This window comes from Pseudoalteromonas sp. ASV78 (assembly GCF_047806705.1).
GTDB classification, from domain to species: domain Bacteria; phylum Pseudomonadota; class Gammaproteobacteria; order Enterobacterales; family Alteromonadaceae; genus Pseudoalteromonas; species Pseudoalteromonas prydzensis_A.
Genome location: NZ_JBLOPA010000001.1, coordinates 1,266,405 through 1,290,512, shown reverse-complemented (window position 1 = coordinate 1,290,512; position 24,108 = coordinate 1,266,405). Strand labels below are relative to the sequence as shown.

The 24,108-nt window shown below is 41.1% G+C and carries 14 protein-coding genes; 8 read left to right on the top strand and 6 right to left on the bottom strand.

Annotated features, from left to right (window positions below):
* The first annotated feature begins 13 nt into the window (after positions 1-13).
* Genes ACMVDV_RS05750 through ACMVDV_RS05740 form a run of 3 tightly spaced genes read left to right on the top strand, consistent with a single transcriptional unit; the run spans position 14 to position 1,768 of the window.
* Positions 14-340: a cupredoxin domain-containing protein gene (locus ACMVDV_RS05750; RefSeq protein WP_246175520.1), complete on the top strand. Its 327-nt coding sequence runs from the start codon at positions 14-16 to the stop codon at positions 338-340.
* Entirely contained in the window at positions 327-1,067 is a 741-nt protein-coding gene (locus tag ACMVDV_RS05745) for an iron transporter (protein ID WP_416157500.1), read from the top strand. Before ACMVDV_RS05750 ends, ACMVDV_RS05745 begins: the two co-directional genes overlap by 14 nt.
* A 38-nt stretch (positions 1,068-1,105) precedes the next feature.
* Entirely contained in the window at positions 1,106-1,768 is a 663-nt protein-coding gene (locus ACMVDV_RS05740; protein WP_416159055.1) for a hypothetical protein, read from the top strand.
* A gap of 87 nt (positions 1,769-1,855) precedes the next feature.
* On the opposite strand, the gene sbcB is transcribed toward ACMVDV_RS05740, so the two are convergent.
* Positions 1,856-3,301, bottom strand: coding sequence for an exodeoxyribonuclease I (sbcB, locus tag ACMVDV_RS05735; RefSeq protein WP_416157499.1), 1,446 nt, complete (start codon positions 3,299-3,301; stop codon positions 1,856-1,858).
* 186 nt (positions 3,302-3,487) lie between these two features.
* Positions 3,488-4,861, bottom strand: coding sequence for an MATE family efflux transporter (locus ACMVDV_RS05730; RefSeq protein WP_416157498.1), 1,374 nt, complete (start codon positions 4,859-4,861; stop codon positions 3,488-3,490).
* 129 nt (positions 4,862-4,990) lie between these two features.
* On the opposite strand from ACMVDV_RS05730, the gene ACMVDV_RS05725 reads away from it, so the two are divergent.
* Both ACMVDV_RS05725 and ACMVDV_RS05720 read left to right on the top strand, forming a co-directional pair.
* A complete protein-coding gene (locus tag ACMVDV_RS05725) occupies positions 4,991-5,875 on the top strand; it encodes a LysR family transcriptional regulator (RefSeq protein WP_416157497.1) in 885 nt (294 codons plus the stop codon).
* A gap of 516 nt (positions 5,876-6,391) precedes the next feature.
* On the top strand, positions 6,392-6,565 hold the full coding sequence (locus ACMVDV_RS05720; RefSeq protein ID WP_192543126.1) for a hypothetical protein: 174 nt from the start codon (positions 6,392-6,394) through the stop codon (positions 6,563-6,565).
* 43 nt (positions 6,566-6,608) lie between these two features.
* Here the strand turns inward: ACMVDV_RS05720 and ACMVDV_RS05715 are convergent, their stop codons facing one another.
* Positions 6,609-7,532, bottom strand: coding sequence for a DMT family transporter (locus ACMVDV_RS05715; RefSeq protein WP_416157496.1), 924 nt, complete (start codon positions 7,530-7,532; stop codon positions 6,609-6,611).
* A gap of 91 nt (positions 7,533-7,623) precedes the next feature.
* On the opposite strand from ACMVDV_RS05715, the gene ACMVDV_RS05710 reads away from it, so the two are divergent.
* Both ACMVDV_RS05710 and ACMVDV_RS05705 read left to right on the top strand, forming a co-directional pair.
* On the top strand, positions 7,624-8,517 hold the full coding sequence (locus tag ACMVDV_RS05710) for a LysR family transcriptional regulator (protein ID WP_304185605.1): 894 nt from the start codon (positions 7,624-7,626) through the stop codon (positions 8,515-8,517).
* A 115-nt stretch (positions 8,518-8,632) separates the two neighbouring features.
* Positions 8,633-9,460: a phytanoyl-CoA dioxygenase family protein gene (locus ACMVDV_RS05705; protein WP_416157495.1), complete on the top strand. Its 828-nt coding sequence runs from the start codon at positions 8,633-8,635 to the stop codon at positions 9,458-9,460.
* Between the two features lie 342 nt (positions 9,461-9,802).
* On the opposite strand, the gene ACMVDV_RS05700 is transcribed toward ACMVDV_RS05705, so the two are convergent.
* The 3 genes from ACMVDV_RS05700 to ACMVDV_RS05690 all read right to left on the bottom strand — a co-directional run bounded on the left by ACMVDV_RS05700 (position 9,803) and on the right by ACMVDV_RS05690 (position 13,293).
* Positions 9,803-11,161, bottom strand: a complete 1,359-nt coding sequence (locus tag ACMVDV_RS05700; protein WP_416157494.1) for a GGDEF domain-containing protein — start codon at positions 11,159-11,161, stop codon at positions 9,803-9,805.
* 697 nt (positions 11,162-11,858) lie between these two features.
* Complete coding sequence (locus ACMVDV_RS05695) at positions 11,859-12,455, bottom strand: LysE family translocator (protein ID WP_416157493.1); 597 nt, start codon at positions 12,453-12,455, stop codon at positions 11,859-11,861.
* A gap of 16 nt (positions 12,456-12,471) precedes the next feature.
* Entirely contained in the window at positions 12,472-13,293 is an 822-nt protein-coding gene (locus ACMVDV_RS05690; protein WP_304185600.1) for an AraC family transcriptional regulator, read from the bottom strand.
* A gap of 759 nt (positions 13,294-14,052) precedes the next feature.
* Here ACMVDV_RS05690 and ACMVDV_RS05685 point away from each other — a divergent pair.
* Complete coding sequence (locus tag ACMVDV_RS05685) at positions 14,053-24,108, top strand: amino acid adenylation domain-containing protein (protein ID WP_416157492.1); 10,056 nt, start codon at positions 14,053-14,055, stop codon at positions 24,106-24,108.

The window sequence follows — 24,108 nt, the reverse complement described above, 5'->3', positions numbered from 1 at the left end:
CTGGTTAGGGTTTATCAGCCTGCTGCTATTTAGCGTATTACCGTTTTCGTGTTTTGCTAAAGAATATAAATTAATTTTAAAAGATCACCTTTTTTATCCAGCGGAGATCATTGTACCGGCCAATACTAAACTAAAACTTTTAATTGAAAATCAAGATAGTACCCCAGAAGAGTTTGACAGCTTTGATTTAAATCGAGAAAAAGTGCTGTATCCAAATCGTAGTAGTGTGATTTATATCGGGCCACTGAGCCCTGGGCGTTATGAGTTTTTTGGCGAGTTTTCACCTAACACAGCCCGTGGTGCAGTATTAGTAGAAGGAAAGACTGATGCTGATAACTAGTTTATTGATGAGTATCAATCAGTTGTTACCGGTCGTGATTTTGCTCGTGCTGTTACAGTCATTACTAAAGCTAAACCAGCGCGTGCTGATAGTGACCACTTTTGTTGGGCTACTTTGTAGCATTATTTATGTTCAAAGCGCCGCTTGGTTGAGCCAGTTATTTGATCATCGCGGCCTAGAGTTTAGCCAAATGTTGTTGTGTGTCATTGTGTATGTTGCGTCACTAATAAGTTGTAAACAGCGACGTTCATTCGCATTACTCGCAATAGTTGCGGTTATGGTGCTGTATTTGAGTCACTATTTTATTTATCTGGTTGGTTTTTGGCATAACACCGACACAGCAAAACCCTTGCTGATAGGGACATCTTTGGGAATAGGGATCTGTGGGAGTTTTGGTGTGTTGCTATTGTTTTTACTGCACAGTGTTAGAGCACGATTTGGTGTGTATCCGCTGATGTTATTTTTGGCTTTTAATGCCTCGGCAAAATTACTGATAGTATTAGATCTGGCCAGCCAAATTGACTTGATCAATATTACCTCCAACTACTTTGATTGGCGTGCAGTGCTAGTCGAAAACTCAGAGTTAGGCCGTGTACTCAAGGCCTTAGTTGGCTATGAAGCAACGCCAAGCAAAACAGCATTATGGCTATATCTAGTTGCGGTTTTAGTCTTTATTGGCACCAGCATAGTATTTACTCGGCAATTTTCTCAAAAGGAGCGATCATGAGATTTATTCTCGCGTGGTGCTTAACTTCGCTTTTGTTCATGGCATCGTTTAATGTGCGAGCCGATGGAATAGTTGTCGATAAAGTTTACCACCCTTACGTGTTACCCTTTGAGCGCGAATTTGAATGGCGTTTGATCTCTCATCAAACAGATAAGGGCAATATTTTAGCCCAACGAATTGGCTTCGGTGGCTCGTTCAACGACACTATGAGTTTGGAAGGTTATGCAGTTGGAGAGCGTGATGATGACGGTAACTTTGGCTTCTCAGCCTACGAATTAGAATTACGTTGGCAGTTGGTTGAGCAAGGGCGGCTGTGGGCTGACTGGGGCGCCTTATTTGAACTTGAAATGCAAGAAGGCAAAGACAGTTATGAAGCCACAACTGGCTTTTTATGGGAGAAAGAATTTGGCCGGACTAGCCTCACCATGAATGCATTTTTAGTCTACGAGTGGGGCGGTGATATTAAAAATGAATGGGAAACTGAGTTTCGCGCACAGTATCGCTATCGTTTTCGCTCTGAGTTTCAGCCTGCATTAGAGCTATACGCCGGAGAAGACTTCTTTGGTATTGGCCCTGGTTTTATTGGGCTACATCGATTTTCAGCGAAGCGACAACTAAAGTGGGAAGCAGGGTTTGTGACCGAGCTGAGTCAACAAGGTAAAGATCACAGTTTTCGCCTTGCCCTAGAGTTTGAATTTTAAAGTAAAAAGCCGCGAATAACTTTACTCGTGGCTTTAAATCTCGTTGCTTGTTCTGCTAACTAGCGCTCTTGATAAGTAACGGGAAAACTACATACTTTGCGCGTAGTTATACAGCGCTTTTAGAATAGTCAGGTTCTTTTCATTATCGTCATGTTCATGGGCGAGATTTTCCAGTGTCACCATAAAATCTTGTGCGCTGATCGATGGTTGATCTTCACCATGCATTAATTTGTTTTGGCAATATTGACGCCACTGATCAAGTTCATCTTGATTCAGCGATTGCGGCCAATTACGGGCACGGTATTTAAACAATAAGTTATCAAACTTTTTATCTTCAAAATCCAACTTCATACCCGCTAATTGCTCAGGGCTGGCATCACGGATAATGGCAAATTTAGCTTTATCAGCATGACTGGTGAAGCCGTCGTATAACATGTAATCAGTATTGGTGGTTTTACCGTAATCGGGCTTATCGTTAAATACTTCAGTGACTTTATCGCGAAGACTTGGGTTGGCTTTTAAAATCGCAAGATTTTTTAAACACTGCTCGCGGTCAATGCCTAAACGGGCGGCGTTTTCAGGTAATAAGGTTTTAGCAGGCGCTAAAATAGGGCACTTGTTTAAATGCACCAATTTTAAACCAACAGGCAGTTCATCTTCGCCAAGTTCGCTGCGTTTGGTATACAGGCGAGTACGTAATTCTTCTACCGATAAATCCAGTAATACTTGCGGGTCTTCAGTTAAATTAAAACACACCACGGCATTTTTATTAGTTGGATGAAAGCTCATTGGCGCAATCCAACTGGTGCAGCCTTGGGTTGCAGGAATACGTGATGAAGTATGCACCAGCGGCGTCATATTAAATACATCAACTAACTCGGCTAGCGCTTTTTTACCGCGTAAACTAAAAAAGAAGTTATACAGTTTAGGTTGTTTTTCTTTAATGAGTTTTGCCAGGGCAATGGTTGCAGTTACATCGCTTAGTGCATCATGCGCCGCGGCGTGTTCAATGCCATTGGCGACTGTTAAATGTTCTAGCTTAAAGCTTGGGCTGCCATCTTCTTTTAACGGCCATTCAATGCCTTCGGGGCGCAGTGCATAACAAGCACGCACTAAATCTATAATATCCCAGCGGCTGTTATTGTTTTTATATTCGCGCTCGTAAGGGTCGTAAAAGTTACGATAAAAGCTGTAACGGCTTACTTCATCATCAAAACGAATGCTGTTATAACCGGCAACGCAGGTATTCGGCATACTAAATTCAGCATGAATTTTGGCAATAAACTCAGCTTCAACTAAGCCTTTTTGCATCGCCACTTGCGGAGTAATACCGGTGATCAAACATGCCTCAGGGTGCGGTAAATAATCAGCCACAGGCTTGCAATATTCAATCAACGGCTCACCAATAATGTTTAAATCAAGGTCGGTACGAATCCCCGCAAACTGGCTCGGCTTATCCTTTTGCGGACTCGCCCCCCAAGTTTCATAGTCGTGCCAATAAATAGTTGCTTGATTTTGCTCTTGATAAGCCATTTAAAAACCCTTTAAGTTAGCTTGCAGCGGTTGCAATACCGCCAAGTTACTAAATTCATGAATTATTTAGATTATGGCATATGGGCGCAGGAGTTTATAGGTTTAAAGGGCAAAGTTGTATTCGTTTAAATACTCAGTTTGGCCATCCATGGCTTATTTGTAGTGTGTATGTCAGTGATTTTCACTTTATTTGATAAAAGAAAACGCGGGGTCTGTTGGCTTTAGTTTATCGATTTTTAGTAAACCTTTTAGGCTAACTAACAACATTGGCAAAACAATCAATGTGAAAGCAATATTTGATAAAGGCACTGCTAACCATACTCCATCTATGCCTAAAAATTTTGGCAAAATAAATAAAAACGGAAACTGGATCAACATATTCCCCAGTGAAACAAACAGTGCTTGGCCACTTTTACCCATTGCGACAAAATAAGTGGCGGCCATAAATAAAAAGCCATCTAAAAAAAGTGCAAAAAGATGTAAGCGTATGGCATGTTTGCTTGTCTCCAAGAGCGTATTATCTGTGGTAAAAATATTAATAAAAATGTCAGGAGCAACATTCAACATGGCCACGAATACAATGCCAGATCCAACGGTCACAGAAAAAGCCAGTTTTACGGTATCGGTAATACGCTTGTATTGCTTAGCGCCCAGATAATAACTAATTGGTGGCTGCAAACCGCTTACTAATCCTTCGGCAAAAAAGTAGTAAAAGCTAGCCAAATAACCAACAATTGCAAATGCTGCCAGCTCGGTCGTATTACCGTAGAGCATAAATAATTTGTTATGAACGGCGACGACAAAACTAAAATAAATAAACATAATGAGGTTTGATACCCCTAACTGCACAATGCGAGTGGCTATCGCTTTATCAAATTGTTTAATGGCTAATTTGGTTTTGGCCTTTGCCGAAGTAAAGTAATGTAAGCACAACAAACAAGTGATTAGCTGAGCGATTAAAGTTGCAATGGCTGCCCCTTGTAAGCCCATGTCAAGGTGCGCTAAAAAGACGTAATCCAGTACAATATTGAGCACTGCACCAACAATAATAAAGAAAGTAGCCAAGTTAGGACTGTCGTCATTTCGCACTAACATGGGCATAGCACTGGCTCCAATCGAGATGAGCGCACCAAAAGACATCATTTCAATATATTGCCAGCTCATCTGTAAAGTAATGCCAGATGCTCCTTGTAAATGTAGCAACGGCTGAGCAAAAACAATAAACATCAGAGTTACTAATAAGCCAATAATGACGAGTAAAAAAAGTGCGGTTACTAAGGTGGCTTGGGTCGCTGCAAGCTTGTTTTCTCCGCGATATTTAGACAACACACTGCCTCCGCCCATACCAACAAGCATACCAAAACCCATCACTAAACCCAGTAATGGCAAGGCCATGTTGATCCCCGCGAGGCCATCGGCACCAACAAAGTGGCCAACAAAAAAGCCATCAATAATTTGATATAAACCACTGACCAACATGGCGACAATAGCTGGAATAGCAAAACGCCAAAACGCGCTAGCGACGGAGTGTGAATTGTGAAGTGGTTTAGCAATTTGCATAAGCGAATCCCCATAACGTAAGAATGAGGGCATAATATAATAAATTAAGATATAACAAAGTTAGTTACCATCTTATTTTCGGATAGGTTGGCCTTTTGCTAAAACAACTAAATACGTAAGGAGAGGTCGATGAATTGGACACTTGATCAATTACTGGCTTTTGTTACGGCGGCTGAGCTTGGCTCTTTTTCAGCAGCCGCCAGAAAGTTACAAAAAGCACAATCGAGGATCAGTAGTGCTATTGCTAATTTAGAGCTCGATTTAGGCTTTGAATTGTTCGATCGCAGCGCCAAGTTTCCTGTACTGACCGTGTTAGGGCAAGAAATGCTGCCTGAAGCTAGAGCAGTATTAAATCAGTGTCTGCGCTTAAATTCGCGAGCGCTCACCGCTGCAAATAAAGAGCCAATTTCATTACGTGTTGCCATCGACGAATCGCTACCGCTTGAAACGATGCACTCTATATTTTCTCAAGTAGGCACTTTATTCCCTAATATTCACTTGGTTATTACGAATGGCTCACAAGACGATATTGCCCTAGCGATTGCAAATAAAAAAGCGGATATCGGGTTTATGATCAGCAATAGTGCCTTACCAGCCCAGTTAACTTTAAATTCTTTAGGCTATTTTAAAAAAATATTGATTGTCGGTAAGCAGCATCCTTTAGCCAAAGAGAGCGTACTTAGCCTCTCACAATTGCAGCAATACCGGCAATTGGTACTTTGTAATCGCTCTGGAGAAAATCGTGAAAGCGCGCTTAGTCCTAATCATTGGGATTTAGACAGCTATTATTTTATTTGTGAGTTAGTTACACAAAACCAAGGATGGGCAATTGTGCCAGAGCATATTGCCAAAGCGCCTTGGTTTTTTGAACAAATAAAAATTGCTAAAAGCGATTTTTTAACAGATGTACTAATCGAAGTAGGCATAGTAAAACGCCTCGATAGTCCAAACAGCAAACTGACCGATTGGCTCACAGAGCACATGCGTCATTTAATGGACAAGCGCTTATATTGATTTGCTAACTAAGAAGGGGAGCTGTGAGTATCAGCAGCTGTAACGATCAATACATTAACTGTAGTCAGACTTTATTCTAAAAAAAGGTGCACCGAAGGCGTTAAGCTTGCTGACGCATTTTTGAAGCTGTACGGCTCAGTGATAGCCTGAAATTTATTATAAATCAACGTTCTATATTAAAGTCCTTATTTAAGGTTTTATCGCCGCGGGGACATAATAACCTTCTCCAGTTCAGTCATCCAGAATCTCTCTTGCAAAGCAGTGCTTTTCGCTCATTACTTATATGGATTTAAATACTTAGGGTTTGTCGGGAACAAAAACCTGCCATTAAATAGAATTACCCGTCAATTACTCATTTTCAGGGCGTGATGAGGAGGATAGGTGTTAAATATGAGATTTCTGTTTGATCTTGGCAAAAAGCAAGATCTAACCCCCGTGACTGGAGAAGTTAAATCAATTAGATTCGATGGCTATTCCTTGTTTTATCGGTGTGCCAAATCAAAATGTAGGATAATTATGTTTTCACAATTAGAACTTAGGCTAATAAAAAGTACTCTTAAAAGTAGAATTGAAAAAGAAACAACAGAGCTTAAGCAGCTCGATGAAGATAGCGATGAATACATGGAAAAAGCTAATGACTTAATGGTGCTTGACGCATTAGTTTCTAAAATAGACAATTCGCAACATTAAATCTTAAAAGTATTACAAGCGAAGCTTTCTTTGCTATTACTCGTTATTTACAAGGTTCAGGAATGCGTTTGAGGGTAACTAACCGTGGCAGTAATAAGCCGATGATCACAACAATAATGCCAATTAATTGTAGTTCGGTAATAGGTTGGCCCATCAAAAATGCTGTTAACATGGCAAATACAGGAACGAAGTTAAAAAATAACGACGCATTCGCTGAGCCAAGTTGGCGTATGCCATTAAGCCACAGCAGATAGCCGGCAACAGTTCCAAATAAGCCAATATAAATAACATCGATAATACCTACCATTGAGCTATTACTGAGTTCGCTAAGCGGGTGTACATTGGCGGTCACTAAACACATTAAGCCAATGATTGTTGCACCACTTAGCATACTAACAAAAGTATAAGGTAATACAGGCATGTACTGATTGATCCCTTGGCTAAAGTAAGAGTATGAACTCCACGCTAACATACCTAAAAAGATCATTTTGTCGCCGGCATTGATTTGCATATTCAAAAGCACGGCTAAGTCGCCATTGGTGATTACTAATAATACACCTGATAGGCTAACGATTAAGCTAAAACATTGCGCTGCAGTAGGCATTGAGCGCTTTGCAACTGAGCTTATTAATGAGGTTGCAAGTGGGCTCAGCGCCATTATTAACGAGCCGTTTGCGGCACTGGTATGCTCTAGCCCAGTAAATAAACCGAGGTTTAAGCCACCTACGCCAACAGCACTAACAATAATCACCCAAGCCCATTGGTTGAACGTTAAACTCGGTTTTGCACTGTTAATTATTTTTAAGTAGATAGCCAAACAGATTGCGGCAATACTAAAGCGCCAAAATACTAAAGTCAGTGCGTGTACTTGATTTAATGCATGTTTACCAATAGGAAAACAACTTCCCCAAAAAAATGCACATAATAACAGGAGTAAAATAGCTTTTGTGTTGGCTGAGAAGTTCATCAGCAATCCAGAGATGTTGAAAAGTTGCGGCAAGTGTATTACTTTCCATAATGTGGATAAATAAGCAAAAATAAGAGAGTAGATTCCAAAAATGAAATATAGATATTCACTAGACGATTTACGCTATTTTTGTATTGTTGCCCATTTAAAAAGTTTTAAAGATGCTGCACTGGCTTTATCAGTGCCTTTATCAACATTGAGCCGTCGTATTCGACAACTTGAAGATGATTTACAGCTTAGATTGTTAAACCGTGATGCTCATCGCGTATCGCTGACCCATATGGGGGAGTTGTATTACCAACGTTCGAGTGCATTGTTTACTGAGTTAGATGGCATTAATGATGATCTTCATATCGAGAAAAATCAACCGAAAGGTAAGATCATAATCAGTGCACCTATTAATGCTGGCTCGCAATTTTTAAGGGATATTTTTTATGATTTTTTACTGCAATATCCTGAGATCCAACTAGATATTAGGCTCTCGAATACTTTAATTGATATTGAAGCACAAGCAATGGATGTGGTGTTTAGGGTGGGTAATACGGTGGTTGATAATTGGATTGCGAGGCCACTTAAAGATATTCACTTTATTTTATGCAGTAATTCGCAGATGGTGGCCGACAGTGTTAAACATCCCACTGATTTATGTGCAAAAAGCGCTGTGATTTGCCAGCCGATGTCTATTTGGCAGTTAGTAAATAAACAAAATGATGACGCTTATGATTTTCAACCCAGTAAGGGCATTCGTTTAGAGCTTGATGAAATTCAAATGCTCACACACGCGGTTAAAAAAGGCTTGGGGATTGGTTATATTCCTGACTATTATGCATTACCAATGATAGCTCAAGGTGAGCTTCAGCATGTTTTACCTGATTGGCAAAGCAAGGCACGCACTTTATTTATGTTATATCGGGATCGTGACCATTTACCATTGCGCGTCAGATTATTCATCGAATATGTGCTAGCTAGATTTGAGCAAGGTTAGTATGCTTTTTTATTACTTTTCTGAACTGTTGAGTAAGTAAAATACAGCCTGTTTGGTTATTGATAGCGCCGGACTACAAATTTTAGTGCCTGTATATTAAAAGGAGATATTAAATATGCAAACCAATTTAGTGGTTGAACGGTTTAAGCAGCAGGGGTTTGTGAAAATTAAACAAGTACTTAAACCAAGTGTAATCACAAAGCTGCAGCACTTTTGTGATGAGTTAGTTGCTCAAGCACAGTCACACTATGTAGCCGGTTTACCATTTGATAATATTGCTGTTATGCAAACTGCAGATCAGCCTTTCGTTTATCGCGTTAATGAACTTTTTCAATTTCAGCCACAATTTGCTCATCTGCTAGCGCAAACCGAACTAATGAGTTACGTTGAAGCTATTATCGGCGAAGCTGTTTTATCTAGCTATGAGTCACTTGTGATAAAAAATTCATTAGATGCACGCGGGTTTGATTGGCACCGCGATATGGCGGTGAGAACTCAAGAGCCTATTTTTACCGTGGGGGTATATTTAGATGATGCAATAGCGCAGCAAGGGGCGTTAACAGTGATCCCGCAATCTCATCGCAGCCAAGTAAGTGTGTGTGATTTAAAGCGCCAGCTATCCAATGCACAATTACAGTATGTGGATATTACGGCCAATGCAGGTGATGTGGTAATTCACCATGTAAACACGGTTCATGCATCAGGTAGACAGAAAGGTTCAGCTATACGAAGAACTATCTACTTTGAGTTCAGAGCTGTATCACATTTTATTGATAATCCTTGCTTTCCTAGTGAGTGGATCGAAAAGCGCCAAGCGCTAATGGCTCACCTCAACACGCTTAATTCAGATCAAATGGCAAATAACTTACAGTTATCCAAAAATTTCTATGCAACTCAAATACAAATAGAGCCGGCAGAATATTGTATTGAGTTTGCCAGTTAACTGTATCACCACAGGTAGTTGCATGTGTGTAAAGCCTGTATATAAATTTGCTCTGAACTAGGGCCTGTTGACCTTTCAGGATTAAAATTTGTTCAATCTAGGGGCGATTTAATCGCGGCGCGAGATTTGTAACCTAGTGGGCTAAGTAAAAATCGAGCAACAAAGAGTTAATCGCCCCTAGGCAGAACCCTTCGGGCAGCGCATGTTTGGCATTTATGCTACGTTATCGCCTATTTATGGGGAATAACCACACTACATAGGCTCTGTCTTGCCTAAAAACCAAACATACTGCTGCAAAATTAACCTCGAAAGATAAACAGGCCCTAATACAGCCTATACAAGTTAAGCGACTACGATACAATTACGACCTTGTGCTTTTGCCTCATAGAGTGCTTTATCTGCGCGATTAAAAATAACTGAACTCGAGTCATCTGTCTGATAACATGTTACCCCAAAGCTTGCAGTCACTTTAGGTAAGCTTACCTCATCTAATTCATTAATATACACTCGTAATCGCTCTGCAAGTTGATGGGCTTGTTGCTTATCTTGTGTGGGGGAAATAATAGCAAACTCCTCACCACCGATACGAAATATCATATCTTCGGTGCGAATTTGCTGTTGTAATTGTGTCGCAAGCTGTTTTAATAATCGATCACCTATTTGATGGCCAAATTGGTCGTTAACTTGTTTAAAGTGATCAATATCTAATATTATTAATGCAAACTGATACTCACTTCGTGATGCCATAGTGATCTGGTTTTCTATTTGTTCTTCCCATTTATGGCGGTTAAATACACCGGTGAGGCGATCTTGTGTTGCTAATATTATTAATTGTTTTTCAATTTCCTCACGGCTGGTCATTTCTTGATTTAAGCGTGAAATGACAATTTTGATATCGTGTTCTAATGCAGCTAATTCATCTTTGGTTTTTATACCATTTTGCAGCTCTAATGGTAATTCGTGATGCTCAAAAGAGGTGCTTAAAGTCTCGATGTTAGATTGAATTCGCTGAATACGGCGTAAAATAATTTGAATAATATAGCTAGTTAACAGCAGCCCTAAAATAATTGCGCATAGGCCTAGGAGGGTGCTTACAAATAAAAAGTCTTTTTCGTGTTCATCTGTGTAATAAGCATCATCAGCGGTTAATTTATTTAATTGCAGTATGATTTTTCTCTGTGCATGTTCTAGTTCTGTGGCCATTTCTTCAACACGCTGGCGCTCTAGTTCAGTCAGTTGCTCTCGAGCGTATATATTAGAGAGGTAATTTTCGAACTCGTTACTTTTTTTTGCATAGTTTTCAATTTTGTTGGCCACCTTTTGATGAGCTTCAGCTTGTAAAACCACTTCTTTTGATGCTAATGAGTGGTTGATCAGTGCTACGGCTTTATCAAGCAATTTTTTTATTTGTTGTTTTTCAAAAGTAAACTGTTGGTGAGGGTTGAGTGGTTTATCACCCATCTGTTTTTTTAGTTGAAATTGTTCAAATTGCAGGTGTTGCTCAAGTTCTATGAACTCAACTTGTTGCATCAATTGACTTAACGGAATATCCAAAAAGGCTACAACGCGCATTTCACGTTCGATCTGATTGACTTTATAGGCCGAAAAAACGATAACACAAAACATAAACGCTAATAGAAAAACAAATAGTCCACCAATTTTTTGCTTAATTGATGCATGATACCAACTGAATACAGACATAAAGTTTTTCACTGCTAAAATCGTACCTTAAATAGAGTTTTAAAAAGCCGACAATTTAGTTTACTCAATATGGCAGCAGCAAGATTATAAAGGAATTAAGCCAATTAGTAATATTAAATAAGGGTTAAAAAATTAACCTTAAAGAGTTGCTGATTTTTATACGCTAACTTTAGAGCCGAATATGCGTTTTAAAAACTCTTTATGAAGGTAAATTTTGTAGTAGTTACATCGTAACTGCAGGTTTAATAAGGGGTGTAACTTGTTTTGTATTAGCCTCAAGTCTACGGGTTAGTTTTCCTCACCTATTGAGTTTATTTATATCGTTTGTAGAAGTTGAGTCAACACTCTAAAGTTCAGTTGTCGGCAACAGATACGACTAATTTAATAGGAATATTAGCATGAACAAGTTTAAACGATTTGCACTAAAGCAATTACACTTTTACAAAAAAGCAGTGAGCCATAATTTAGAGTACATGAGTTTACAGCATAAAAAGTGATTAACGGTTTGTAGCGCTCATGATTGTTGCCAACAGCGAGATGGTTTTTTATAACCTAATTTGCGCTGAATAATACTCTTCTTTATAAGCTTACGGCTTATAGAAAAGCCCATATTGATTGATTCAATATGGGCTTTTGCGTTTATAAGGCAGGGACCAGAGTTGGTGTATTTAAAAATCTGGGGCAAACCTTGCCGTTATCACTTTACTAATATTTGCGTGACGGCTATATCTACCGCGACTACCACAAGCAATGCGGCCATCAATAAATTTATTATTTTAAAGTACGTTGCGTGGGTCATGTGTTTACCTATGACTTGTCCTGCGAATGAGTAGCTTGCCGGTGCGCCGAATGCTAATAGTGCGAGAATACATGACCACAACACAATACTACTGCCAGCAATGCCCGCTGCTGGAAACTGAATGGTGGTGATTGGCAAGGTTGCCGCTAGTGCTTTGGGATTTAGCAGTTGCATAAATAGGCCGTTACTAAAGGTGAGCGGCTTTGTGCTGGTGGTTTGGTTGTCAAAGTTGACCTGTGTTTTAGCTATTCTCACCGCGATATAGAGAATATATAAACAACCCGCAAAGCTTAAAACCGGTAGTATTTTCGCTGGGATCAATTCAATCCCCACATAGCCTAAAAGTAAAAATAACAACAGCATCGCACTGGCTACACCGGCAAAAAAGCCTAAGTGAGCGGTGGTTTTATTATTGATACCACTTTGCAGACCGAGCAAATTTATAGGCCCAGGGGTATACATTATACCAATGGCATAAGCGAATATTTCTAACATAGTGAACCCTTGTAATTTAAAGCGAGAGTTGTAGTTGGTATTGTTTGGGTGTTAAACCAAAAACACGTTTGAAGTGACGGTTTAAATGACTGTTATCGGCAAAGCCCGTATCTAATGCGACCCGAGAGACATTAAAGCCAGACTCAATGTATTTTCGAGCTTGGTTGATCCGACAATTCAACACATATTGGTGCGGTGTGATGCCAAATTGTTGGTTGAATAAACGAATAAAATGATATTTCGACAACGTGGCGGCAGCAGCAATTTCATCGATCGAGATGTCATTGACTAAGTTTGCCATGATGTAATCTTTTGCCTTAAGTAATAAGGTGTCTTTTTTTGAGCTGATACTGAGTGCGGCAATAGCGCAGCCGGTTTGCTTGATGATCGAATGGGCAATATTAAACAGCGCAGCTTCGCCATCTATGCGTGTGTAGTTGCCGTTATTTGTGAGCCGTTTAAGGGCTAGGATTTGCTGCGCTAATACAGGGTTGTTTAATAAAGGGGATGCCACTCTAGGCGCTGCGTTTTTAGTGTAGCCCAATGCTTTAAACATTGGTTCAAATTCACTTGGGTGTACATAGAGCATTACGTATTCAAGATGTTCTGTTAAACCTGAGTGACCATCGTGAACGTCTTCTGGGTTAAATACTATCACTCCACCAGTAGGGCTTTTGTGAAACGCACGTTGACTGAAAAAATCTTGCCGACCTTGCAAAGTTACACCTAGAGAATATTCTTCATGGGCGTGTTTTGAATAGCTAAAGTCAGTCATCTTCGCATCAAGCAGGGTAAACTGGTTTAATGTTTTATCGTTGCTGTACTGAAATTGATTCATTTGCTTCACGCTCTTTACTAATAACCTATTGCCTGAGTATAAGCAGGTTGAAACTTAAAAACTTGAACAAAATTGCGCAATTTATCTGAGTTTTTTATATCTGATAGATTTCTGCATCACATTTAGTCACTGCGTATTTAGTCACGTAACTTGCAGAGTCCAATAATACCCACGCAGAAAGCCTGAAAATAGCTGAGGTAAGCAATAGCTCAAGCTAATTGTTGCCTTAAATCAATCACTACCTTTGCGTTAATAAATTCTTAATAAAATGTAATGCCTTGTAATATTTCTATAGGGTTTGATCAAGTAATATGAAACTTGGCATTGAGGGTTGACTGATAAATACGCCTTTAGGGTGGTTTTTGGTGTTAATTTGTAAATTATTGGTTTTGTTAATGTTGGTCTAGTTTTTTTGTACTACTCTCTAGTCGCAATATTAATTATTTTTATCATAGTAACTTTATTTATTGGTATTTATATACCAAGTTTTAAATGAAAGTTATTGCAAAGTTAAGGTGCAGTTGATTAGCGTAGCTTGTGGTTTTAGCGGTTAGTTTACCTTTAAGTTTCAATACGTTACTTATATTTTGCGGATCACAATATCTGCAATCGTTAACTAATGTAATGTTATGAATCTATGTAATTGATTATATTTCAATTTTAGTGGTTTATACACTGAGGCAACCAAGCTGTAGAAGTGCAGAGCTTTATTTTAGGCTTTGGTGTTGCAGTGAGCCGCAAACAAAAATAGGTCATGGAATGAATATAAATTTAGCGGCTAGGTTAGTTAAATTAGCTAACACGCGTGGTAGTGACACTGCATATCAATACTTTTATGACGATCAGCAACCTTGTAAAACGCTTACTTATGCACAGTTAGATGAACGTGCTAAGCAAATTGCTCGGCACTTGCAGGAGCATTTTTCGCAAGGGGATAGGGCGCTATTGCTATTTAATTCTGGTTTTGAATTTGTAGAGGCATTTTTTGCGTGTCTGTACGCTGGCATTGTTGCTGTTCCTGTCTATCCTCCCAAAAAGAATCAAAATATTGACCGTTTAAGAACTATTGTTGTGGATGCCGGTGCGAAAGGTGCACTGACCACAGAAAAAATTAATGAAATAGCACGTCCATTATTTGAAGCTGAACCTTTATTGGCTGATTTAGCTATTTTTACCACTGACGCTGAACCCACTTATCAAATTGACACGATAGATTTTCAGCACTGCGAAGTAGCAGCCGACGAATTAGCCTTTCTACAATATACATCTGGCTCAACGGGTGAGCCAAAAGGGGTAATGGTTAGCCAAGCCAATATTCTCGATAATCAAGAAATGATGAAGCAAGCCTTTGGCCATGATCACAGCACCGGCATTGTTAGTTGGTTACCGCACTTTCATGATATGGGTCTTATTTTTGGTATTTTGCATCCGATCTATATTGGTGCACCAGCGGCTTTGATGAATCCGACTTACTTTTTACAAAAGCCGTATCGCTGGCTCAAACTGTTAAGTGATACTAAAGCTGTAACCTCCAGTGCGCCTAACTTTGCTTATGATTTATGTGTCGATACAGTTAAAGATGCTGATTTAAAAAATCTCGATTTATCGCATTGGCGCTCTGCATTAAATGGTGCGGAGCCCGTTCGAGCGACGACGTTGGAGCGCTTTGTTGAGAAATTTAAAGCCTGTGGGTTTCGCCGTGACAGTATTTCTCCTTGTTATGGCATGGCGGAAACAACTTTATTTGCAAGCGGGGGTAAGTTATCACACCCACCAACTGTGTTACGCCTTGTCACAGCCGAATTGCAAGCTGGTAAACTAACCAACGTAACGCATGGCGATGATGATTCATTTTGTGATTTACACACATCATCCGATAACTCGCCTTATTATGCGGTGTCGTGTGGCATTACCTGGCACAACCATACAATGGCCATTGTTAATACAGACACTAATAAACGTTGTGCTGACGGCGAAACCGGCGAAATTTGGATCAAAGGTGCAAGTGTTGCACAAGGTTATTGGGGAAAAGCCGCATTAACAAAAGAAATATTTCAGGCCTATATTGATGATAACGATGGTCCATACGTACGCACTGGCGACTTAGGCTTTGTATATCACGATGAGTTGTTCGTCACCGGTCGCTCTAAAGACGTATTAATTTTTCGCGGTAAAAATTATTACCCGCAAGATATTGAATTGACGGTAAGTAATGCAAATGCGGCACTTGATAATAACGGTGGTGCGGCATTTTCGATAATCTGCGAACAGCAAGAGCGACTCGCCATTGTGCAACAAGTAAAGCGTACTGCGGTGCGTAACCTTGATCCTGAAGCGATATGTAAAGATGTGATCCAAGCGATTACTGAGCATCACGGTATTACGCCCTATGATGTGGTACTGATAAAACCTGGGCGGGTATTAAAAACATCGAGCGGAAAAATTCAACGTCAAGAAAACAAACGTCATTACTTAGCGCAGCAACTAACGCCGCTTTACCAATTGCGTGGTTGTTTTGAGAGCGAAACGTTTGCGCCACAATCAGCAGATATATTGCATAGTCACTCTGTACATGAAGATGAACAACAGGCAAATTTACTTAGCTTGTTGCAAAGCGTCGTTGCACAGGAAGTTGATATGGATCCGCAATCACTTGCTGTTGATGCCTCATTTCAATCTTTAGGGGTTGATTCAATGAAGGCGGTGCGTATTTCGGGTGAGTTAATGGAATTGCATGATATTGAGTTAGAGCCGACGGTTTTATATGACTATCCATCTATTTCACAGCTTGCTAATTATTTATGGCAATTTGCTGCGATCCGCACCGCTGCTATATCATCAAATACAGTCACTATGCCCGCGGATATGCCGACACTCAATGGCGCTGCTCACTCTTTAAGGGACGCCACGAACAAAGACATTGCCATTATAGGAATGGCATGTCGTTACCCTGAAGCTGAAAGTATAGCGGCGTTTTGGCAGCTATTATGTAACCAACAAGATGCAATTGGCCTGCCAAACGAAAGTCGCGCCATGTTATGCCCACATTTGGATAATACCCGTCTAGGTGGTTACATCAGTGACATTGAACAATTTGATGCAAATTTATTTGGTATTTCCCCAACCGAAGCTAAGCATATAGATCCTCAGCATCGCTTGTTGCTAGAAACCAGTTACCATGCCATTGAAGCCGCAGGTTATGCGCCGATGCAATTATCGGGGGAAAAAGTAGGGGTTTATATTGGTATCTCGCAAAATGATTACTTTTTACTTTCTCAGCAATATGAAAAGCAAAATGCTTATTTAGGTACTGGTACTGCGCTGAGTATTGCGGCTAATCGGTTATCGTATTATTACAACTTCAGCGGGCCAAGTGTTGCAGTTGATACTGCATGCTCATCTTCGTTAGTTGCATTGCATTTAGCCATGCAAAGTATTCACAGTGGTGAAATAGCCCAAGCTTTGGTGGGCGGGGTGAATCTGATCCTCAGTGATGAGGTAACGAATGCCTGTGAAAACGCGCAAATGCTTGCAAAAGATGGCCGTTGTAAAACGTTTTCAGACGCCGCAGATGGCTATGTACGCAGTGAAGGGGTGGGATGTTTATTATTAAAGTCGTTAGCGCAGGCAGTACAAGATAACGACCCCATTTACGGGGTACTAAAAGGCAGTGCAGTCAATCAAGATGGCCGCAGTAATGGCATTACAGCACCTAATGGCTTGTCACAGCAAAGTGTTATTAAGTCGGCGTTAGCTAATGCACAAATTGCAGCAGCTGACGTGCAATATGTTGAAGCCCATGGCACTGGTACAGAGCTGGGTGATCCAATAGAAGTCTCGGCGCTGAGTAAAGTCTATAGGCCACAAACAAGCCTAGCTGAGCCACTTACTGTGGGCGCTGTGAAAGCGAATATTGGCCATTTGGAATCGGGTGCAGGCATCGCTGGTGTGATCAAAACCATGTTATGTATGCAGCATAAAAAAATACCCGGCCAAGTTCATGCTAAAGCGCTTAACAAGCACATTGCTTGGCATAAAATTGCGTTAAAAATTAATCGTGATTTACAGCCGTGGCCTGTTAGTTCAGACAATGGCTGTATTGCTGGTGTTAGCTCGTTTGGTTTTGGTGGCACCAATGCACATATTATTTGTGCGAGTGCACCTCAACGTGCGGTCGATAGCATTGATTTAGCCTCGCAAACGGGGTTCTATCTGTTACCGCTATCAGCGAAAACTCCTGATGCGTTAGCCGCTTTACTGACGCGTTATGAAGCGAGATTAACGAGTGCATCTGAGAATGAATTTGATGCGCTGATCTACACAGCAGCACATCTGACTAAGTTTAAAGAAGCAAAACGTGCCGTATGCGGCGTAGATCGTGCTGATTTATTACGTGCGATGCGTGGCTTAAATACAACCTCGCATTTAAGTGCGGCTGAAAATGATAAAGCTGCGACAAATTATGAGTTAGTAATGCTATTTACTGGTCAGGGCTCGCAATATCCTGCAATGGCAAAACAATTGTATGATACGCAAATTGTATTTAAAAACGCGCTTGATGAATGTGACCGTTTACTTGGCGATAGACTCGGCGAGTCATTGCTAGCGGTTCTATATCAGCAAAGCCATAAACAGTTTTTAGAACAAACTAACTGGACTCAAGTCGGCTTATTTGCGGTTGAGTATGCTACGGCCAAACTAATGATCCACTTTGGCGCCACCCCTAAGCTGTTATTAGGTCACAGTGTTGGGGAGTATGCAGCGGCATGCATCGCTCAGGTGTTTTCGTTAGCTGATGCTATTTTATTGATAGCTGCGCGTGGCCAACTCATGCATCAACTTACTGATAATGGCGGGATGTTTGCAGTGCGTTGTAGTGAGCAAGTTGCCCAGCAAGTCATTACAAAATGCCATGATAATGGCCAGACGCAAATTGCAATTTCAGCCTATCATGGTGCTTCTGGCGTGGTGTTGTCAGGCGAAAACTCAGCGCTTGAGATGGCCATTGAGTTGTTAAAAGAACAGAATCTAACGGTTAAACAGCTCAACACAGCACGCGCGTTTCACTCACCGCTCATGGAGCCAATGCTTGATGATTTTGCGGCTGTAGCAGCGCAAGTAAACTATAGCAAACCTTGTTATCCCTTGTTGTCGTCGGTGACGGGTCAGTTAGAAACAGACGCTTTAGCAACCCCTCAATACTGGATTGAGCAGATCACTAAACCTGTTCGCATTGATTTATGCGTGAAGGAGTTAGAAAAACGTGAGCATTTGTGTGTGGTAGAAGTTGGCCCAAAACCTGTGTTGATGGCGTTATTGCAAGAAAACTTGCCCCATTTAGCTGCTGAATATTTACCTATATTGCACAGTCAAGGTGCTGATAAAACACGCTTAGTAACCAGTTTAGGGCGTATTTTTGAACTAGGTATTGAACTAAATTGGGGGCATATTTATCCACAAATAAATGTTCAAAAACAGCCATTACCCGCTTATCCGTTTGCAAAAACTGCACATTGGATAGTGCCAACAGCAAAGCAACCAGCGCTAAAAAGTACTGCAATGCAGGAAAATATGCAGGCCAATAAATCGGCAACAAACATAAACCAAGTTGTTGCGCGAACTGAGCTTATTCGTGACATCGTACTCTCTAATCTTGCAAATTTATTATCATTACCAGTTGCTGCTATAAAAACGAATGTGCCCTTACTTGAAATGGGGGTTGATTCATTAATGATAATGCAAGCTGTGCGCACCTATGAAAGAGAATTTGGTTTAGAGTTTAGCGTACGCCAGTTTTACGAAGAACTAAGCACAGTGGATAGTTTATTGGATTATATTGCGCAACATAGTGACTTTTCCCCAGACACTGACGATGCCCAGTTAACCTCGGATATTGCACTTGTAGAGCAAAATAAACCTTCGCACTCTGATACCACAACTTCTTCAGCCAATATGGGGGTCGATCAACAGACTATCATGGCAATTTGCCAGCAGCAGCTGCAAGCGGCCGCGAGTGTAACTAATGATTTTGGCCGTCAAAGCATTGCAGCGGTGACAGCGCAACAATTAGGTTTTCTACAGGGCAGTGCTATAACCGCCACGGCAAGTGTAACGCCAGACAATATGCCTCAGCAGCAAGTAAAAACAATTGCAATGCCGGTAAATAAACGCGCCACAGAACTGCCTGCATCGCAAACTAGACAATTACACATGCAGCACCAGTCACCCGCTATGCAGCAGCATTTTGCACAACTAAAAGCTGACTACTGCGCAAAAACCAGCGCATCTAAAAAGCTGGTTGCTCAACATCGTGGCTACTTAGCTGATTGCAGAGCCTCAGCTGGGTTTAGGTTATCAAGCAAGGAAATGCTTTATCCAATTTATGCAAAGCACTGCGAGCAGGCCAGATTATGGGATATAGACGGCAATGAATACATCGATATTACCATGGATTTTGGGGTTAATTTATTTGGCCATCAAGCCGAGTTTGTGACTGCTGCCTTAGCGCAACAACTAGAGCAAGGTATTCAATTAGGCTTAGCCAGTCCTTTAGCATGTGAAGTGGCTGCTTTGATCAGCGAATTAACTGGTTTGGCGCGTGTGACGTTTTGTAATTCAGGCACCGAAGCGGTCATGACTGCACTGCGTTTAGCACGCAATTATACAAAACGTGACAAAATTGTGCAGTTTAGTGGGGCATATCATGGTCATTATGATGGTACTTTGGCGCACTCTGTGGGCCAAGGAGACATCGAGCCTATGTGCGCAGGTGTTCGCCAAGGCGCAGTTAATGACAACTTAGTATTAGATTACGGCAGCCCGCAGGCGCTGGAAATTATTCGTGCAAATGCACATACAATTGCTGCGGTATTAGTTGAATCGGTTCAAAGCAGATACCCAGAAGTACAACCGTGGGAATTTTTAAAAGAGCTCAGAGCAATAACCGCAGAGCATGGCATAGCACTGATTTTTGATGAGATGATCACCGGCTTTCGTGCTCACCCAGGCGGCGTACAGGGATTAGTGGGGATCCAAGCTGATATGGCAACCTATGGCAAAATTGTTGGTGGAGGGTTACCAATCGGAGTTGTTGCTGGTAGTGCCGATTACTTAGACGGCATTGATGGCGGTGCATGGCAATATGGCGATCAGTCTTATCCACAAGCTGATACGACTTTTTTTGCTGGAACATTTTGTAAACACCCAATGGCAATGGCCAGTGCAAAAGCGGTTTTAAGCGAAATTAAACGCCAAGGACCACAGTTACAACAAAGGCTAACTGATAAAACCAGTTATCTGAAAACAACCCTTAATCGCTTTTTTGCTGATGCAATGATCCCAATTCAAATTGAAGCTTTTAGCTCTTTATTTCGTTTTAGATTTAGCCAAAATCTAGATATGTTTTTTTATGAAATGCTTAATCGTGGCATCTTTATTTGGGAAGGGCGTAACTGCTTTTTATCAGCAGCACATACCGATGCAGATATAGCGATCATTATTACCGCAGTTAAAGACAGTGCCTTGAGCTTAAAGGCGGCAGGTTATTTCGGTAGTGACCGTGATGATAAGACGAGCTTAAACACCTTGCCGACGACATTTCCATTGACCGAAGCGCAGCAGCAATTACTTGCCTTAGCGTCAAAGTCACCTGAGGGGGCTTTTGCGTATCACTTACAAGCCGTACTTAAATTAACAGGTCAGTTAGATATAAGTCGCTTAGTTACCGCAGTTGATAAAACAGTACACGAGTGCACTATTTTACAGTATGCAATTGATAGCGATACGCTTTGCCATAAGTTAGTGACTGAGCATCGTCCTCAATTGTTAGTTATTAATCTACAACACTCAGATAATAACCTTGTAGCAACTCAGTTGCAGGAGTTACGTTACCATGCTTTTGATTTTAATAATGAAGTTGCATGTCGCTTTGCGCTACTAAGAGAAAATGATAATACTGCTTACTTAACTGTGGTTACGCATCATTTACTCTGTGATGGCGTATCGTTGCAGATTATTTTGAGTAAAGTTGCCCAGCACTATAACAACACCACAACAGAGTCGTTGCCAGCACCGGTAGACTTTAGTGCATATGTTAAAGCACTTGATCACTATAAAGAGTCTGCTAATTACCAGCAAGATAAGGCATTTTGGTTGGCACAACTAGCGCCAAGTATGCCGTTGCAACTACCAACAAACACTGCGATTGCAACGACAACGAACTATGCAGTATCGGTATTGACTGTTGAGCTTAATGAGCACACCAAAGGAAATATTGCTGATCTGGCTAAACAGCAGGGCTGCGGTCAATTTGCCACTTTATTGGGGTTATATATAGCGTGGCTAAGTAAGCTTAGCCAGCAGTCAATGATCACCGTTGGCATTCCTTGCTCTGATCGACAATTACTCTCTCAAGCTGATAGCGCAGCATCTTCCGATAGCGAATTAGTCGGTTATTGCACGAATATTTTACCTATTTGCATTGATGTTGCAAACATCAGTAGTGTTCGAGCGTTAATCAAAACAGTGCAATCTGAATTATTAACTGCATTTGAACATCAACATTTCCCTTATTCAGCGTTAGCAAATGAATCGCTTAATTTACCTAATACTTTATTTAATTTAGATAAAGTTACGGCCTTACCGGCATTTACTGAATTGCAATTAAATACCATGCCAAGCAATAGCTGTTATAGCCAATTCCAATTAAGTTGTAACTTAACTCAGTTTGCTAACAGTTGGTCACTCACCCTTGAATATCAACAAGATAAATTTACAGATGAACAGGTAAATCATTGGTTATCTGGGTTAATAGGGCTGTTTAGCAACGCTGTTGGGACTGACGAGCTAAGCAGTGCGAACTGTTCATTGTTAGATGATGTACAAATAGCGACATTGGTTACTAAACAATGTGAGCGTGTTGATACACAACGTTGTGGCGATTCTTGTATCGTTGCATTTGAACATGCTGCGACTCAATATCCTGACAATATTGCTATTACCTGTGATGGTCAAAGCCTTAACTATTCACAGTTAAATCAACGCGTAAATACCTTCGCCCATTATCTTATTGAGCAAGGTATTGGGGTCGGCAGCTTAGTGGCAATTGCACTACCTAGGCGTGCGGAGCTGATTATTAGCTTATTAGCGGTATTAAAAACGGGGGCTGCATTTTTGCCACTCGATATTACTTTTCCGCAAGCACGGATTGAATATATTCTGGCTGATGCACAAGCTGATTTACTGTTGTGTGACAGTTTTAGTGATAGTAGCCCAATTATCGCGAGCAACAAATTGCCGGTATTAGATATTGATACTGTGGTACTTACAGGCTTGCAAAGCAGTAATCCAGATCGCGTTATTGCTCCTTTATCAACCGCTTATGTTATTTATACATCGGGCTCAACGGGGCAACCTAAAGGTGTGGAAATTAATCACCAAGGGCTACAAAACCTGTTGCTCGCTATGACGGTACAGCCTGGCATCGAGCCAACCGATTGCTGGTTAGCAGTTACCACTATTGCCTTTGATATCGCGATGTTAGAGCTGTTTTCGCCCTTAATTGTTGGGGCTAATGTACTGCTTGCGAGTGAGCAAACATGCAGTGACCCATATGCAATTACCGATCTAATAGCACATTTCCCAGTGTCTATTATGCAAGCGACTCCGACGTTATGGCGATTAATAATAAATGCAGCACCTGATTGTTTAGCTGGTATCAAGGTCTTGTGTGGTGGCGAGCCGCTTGATCCAGCACTTGCTCAGGCGGTGCTGTCGCAGCAGGGGGATTTATGGAATATGTATGGTCCAACCGAAACCACCATTTGGTCTGCAATTAGCCATATTCAGCACAGTGATGATATTACCATAGGTTCAGCAATTGCTAATACGAGCTTGTATGTTATGGCTGAGGATGCACAAAGTCCATGTTTACCGCTACCTATTGGCGTGTGGGGGGAGTTATGGATCGGTGGTTTAGGGTTAGCTACTGGCTACTTAAAGCAGCCAGCACTCACAGCTGAACGTTTTGTTAGTCATGTTTTTAATCGTCAATCGCATCAGCGTTTGTATAAAACAGGCGACCGTGCAAGGCGTTTACTCGATGGCCGTATTGAACTACAAGGGCGGTTAGATCAACAAGTTAAACTAAACGGGCATCGTATTGAATTAAGTGAAATTGAACACCACCTGCGCTTGTTATTTGCGAACCAAGATGTACGTGTTTTTATCAAACCAAACAATCAAGACCAGCCGAGTTTATGTGCTTATAGCCTTGAGGACGACAGTTTGGAAAGTGTTTGGAGTGTAAGTGAATTACGCCGTGTGCTATCACAATCATTGCCAAGTTATATGGTGCCAGAATCAATCTGTTGGTTAACGCAGTGGCCAACCACACCAAATGGAAAATTAGACACGAAAGCATTACCGCTGCCGACGGCGGCTATGCAATCGGCAATAGTGCGTATTGCCCCCAGCTGCGCGACTGAAACGAGCTTACTGCAACATTATTTAGCATTGCTTAAGGTTGCAGTGTTAGGTACCCAAGAAAGTTTCTTTGATTGTGGTGGTAACTCTGTACTCGCTATGCAGCTTGTGTCACGAATTAATCTGCAATTTAAAGTACGGGTGACGGTAGGCGATATTTTTGACTACCCTAGCGTGGCGCAATTAGCGCTACGAATTGACGATCTATTATCAGCGCGAGCAGCAAGTACCGAGCAAAGTCAGCCTCAGGTTACTGTTGTGAGCGATATAGTGAGCGGCCGTGATATTAGTAAAGCCCTTGATGATAGCAGCATGACAGAAATGGACTTGTAA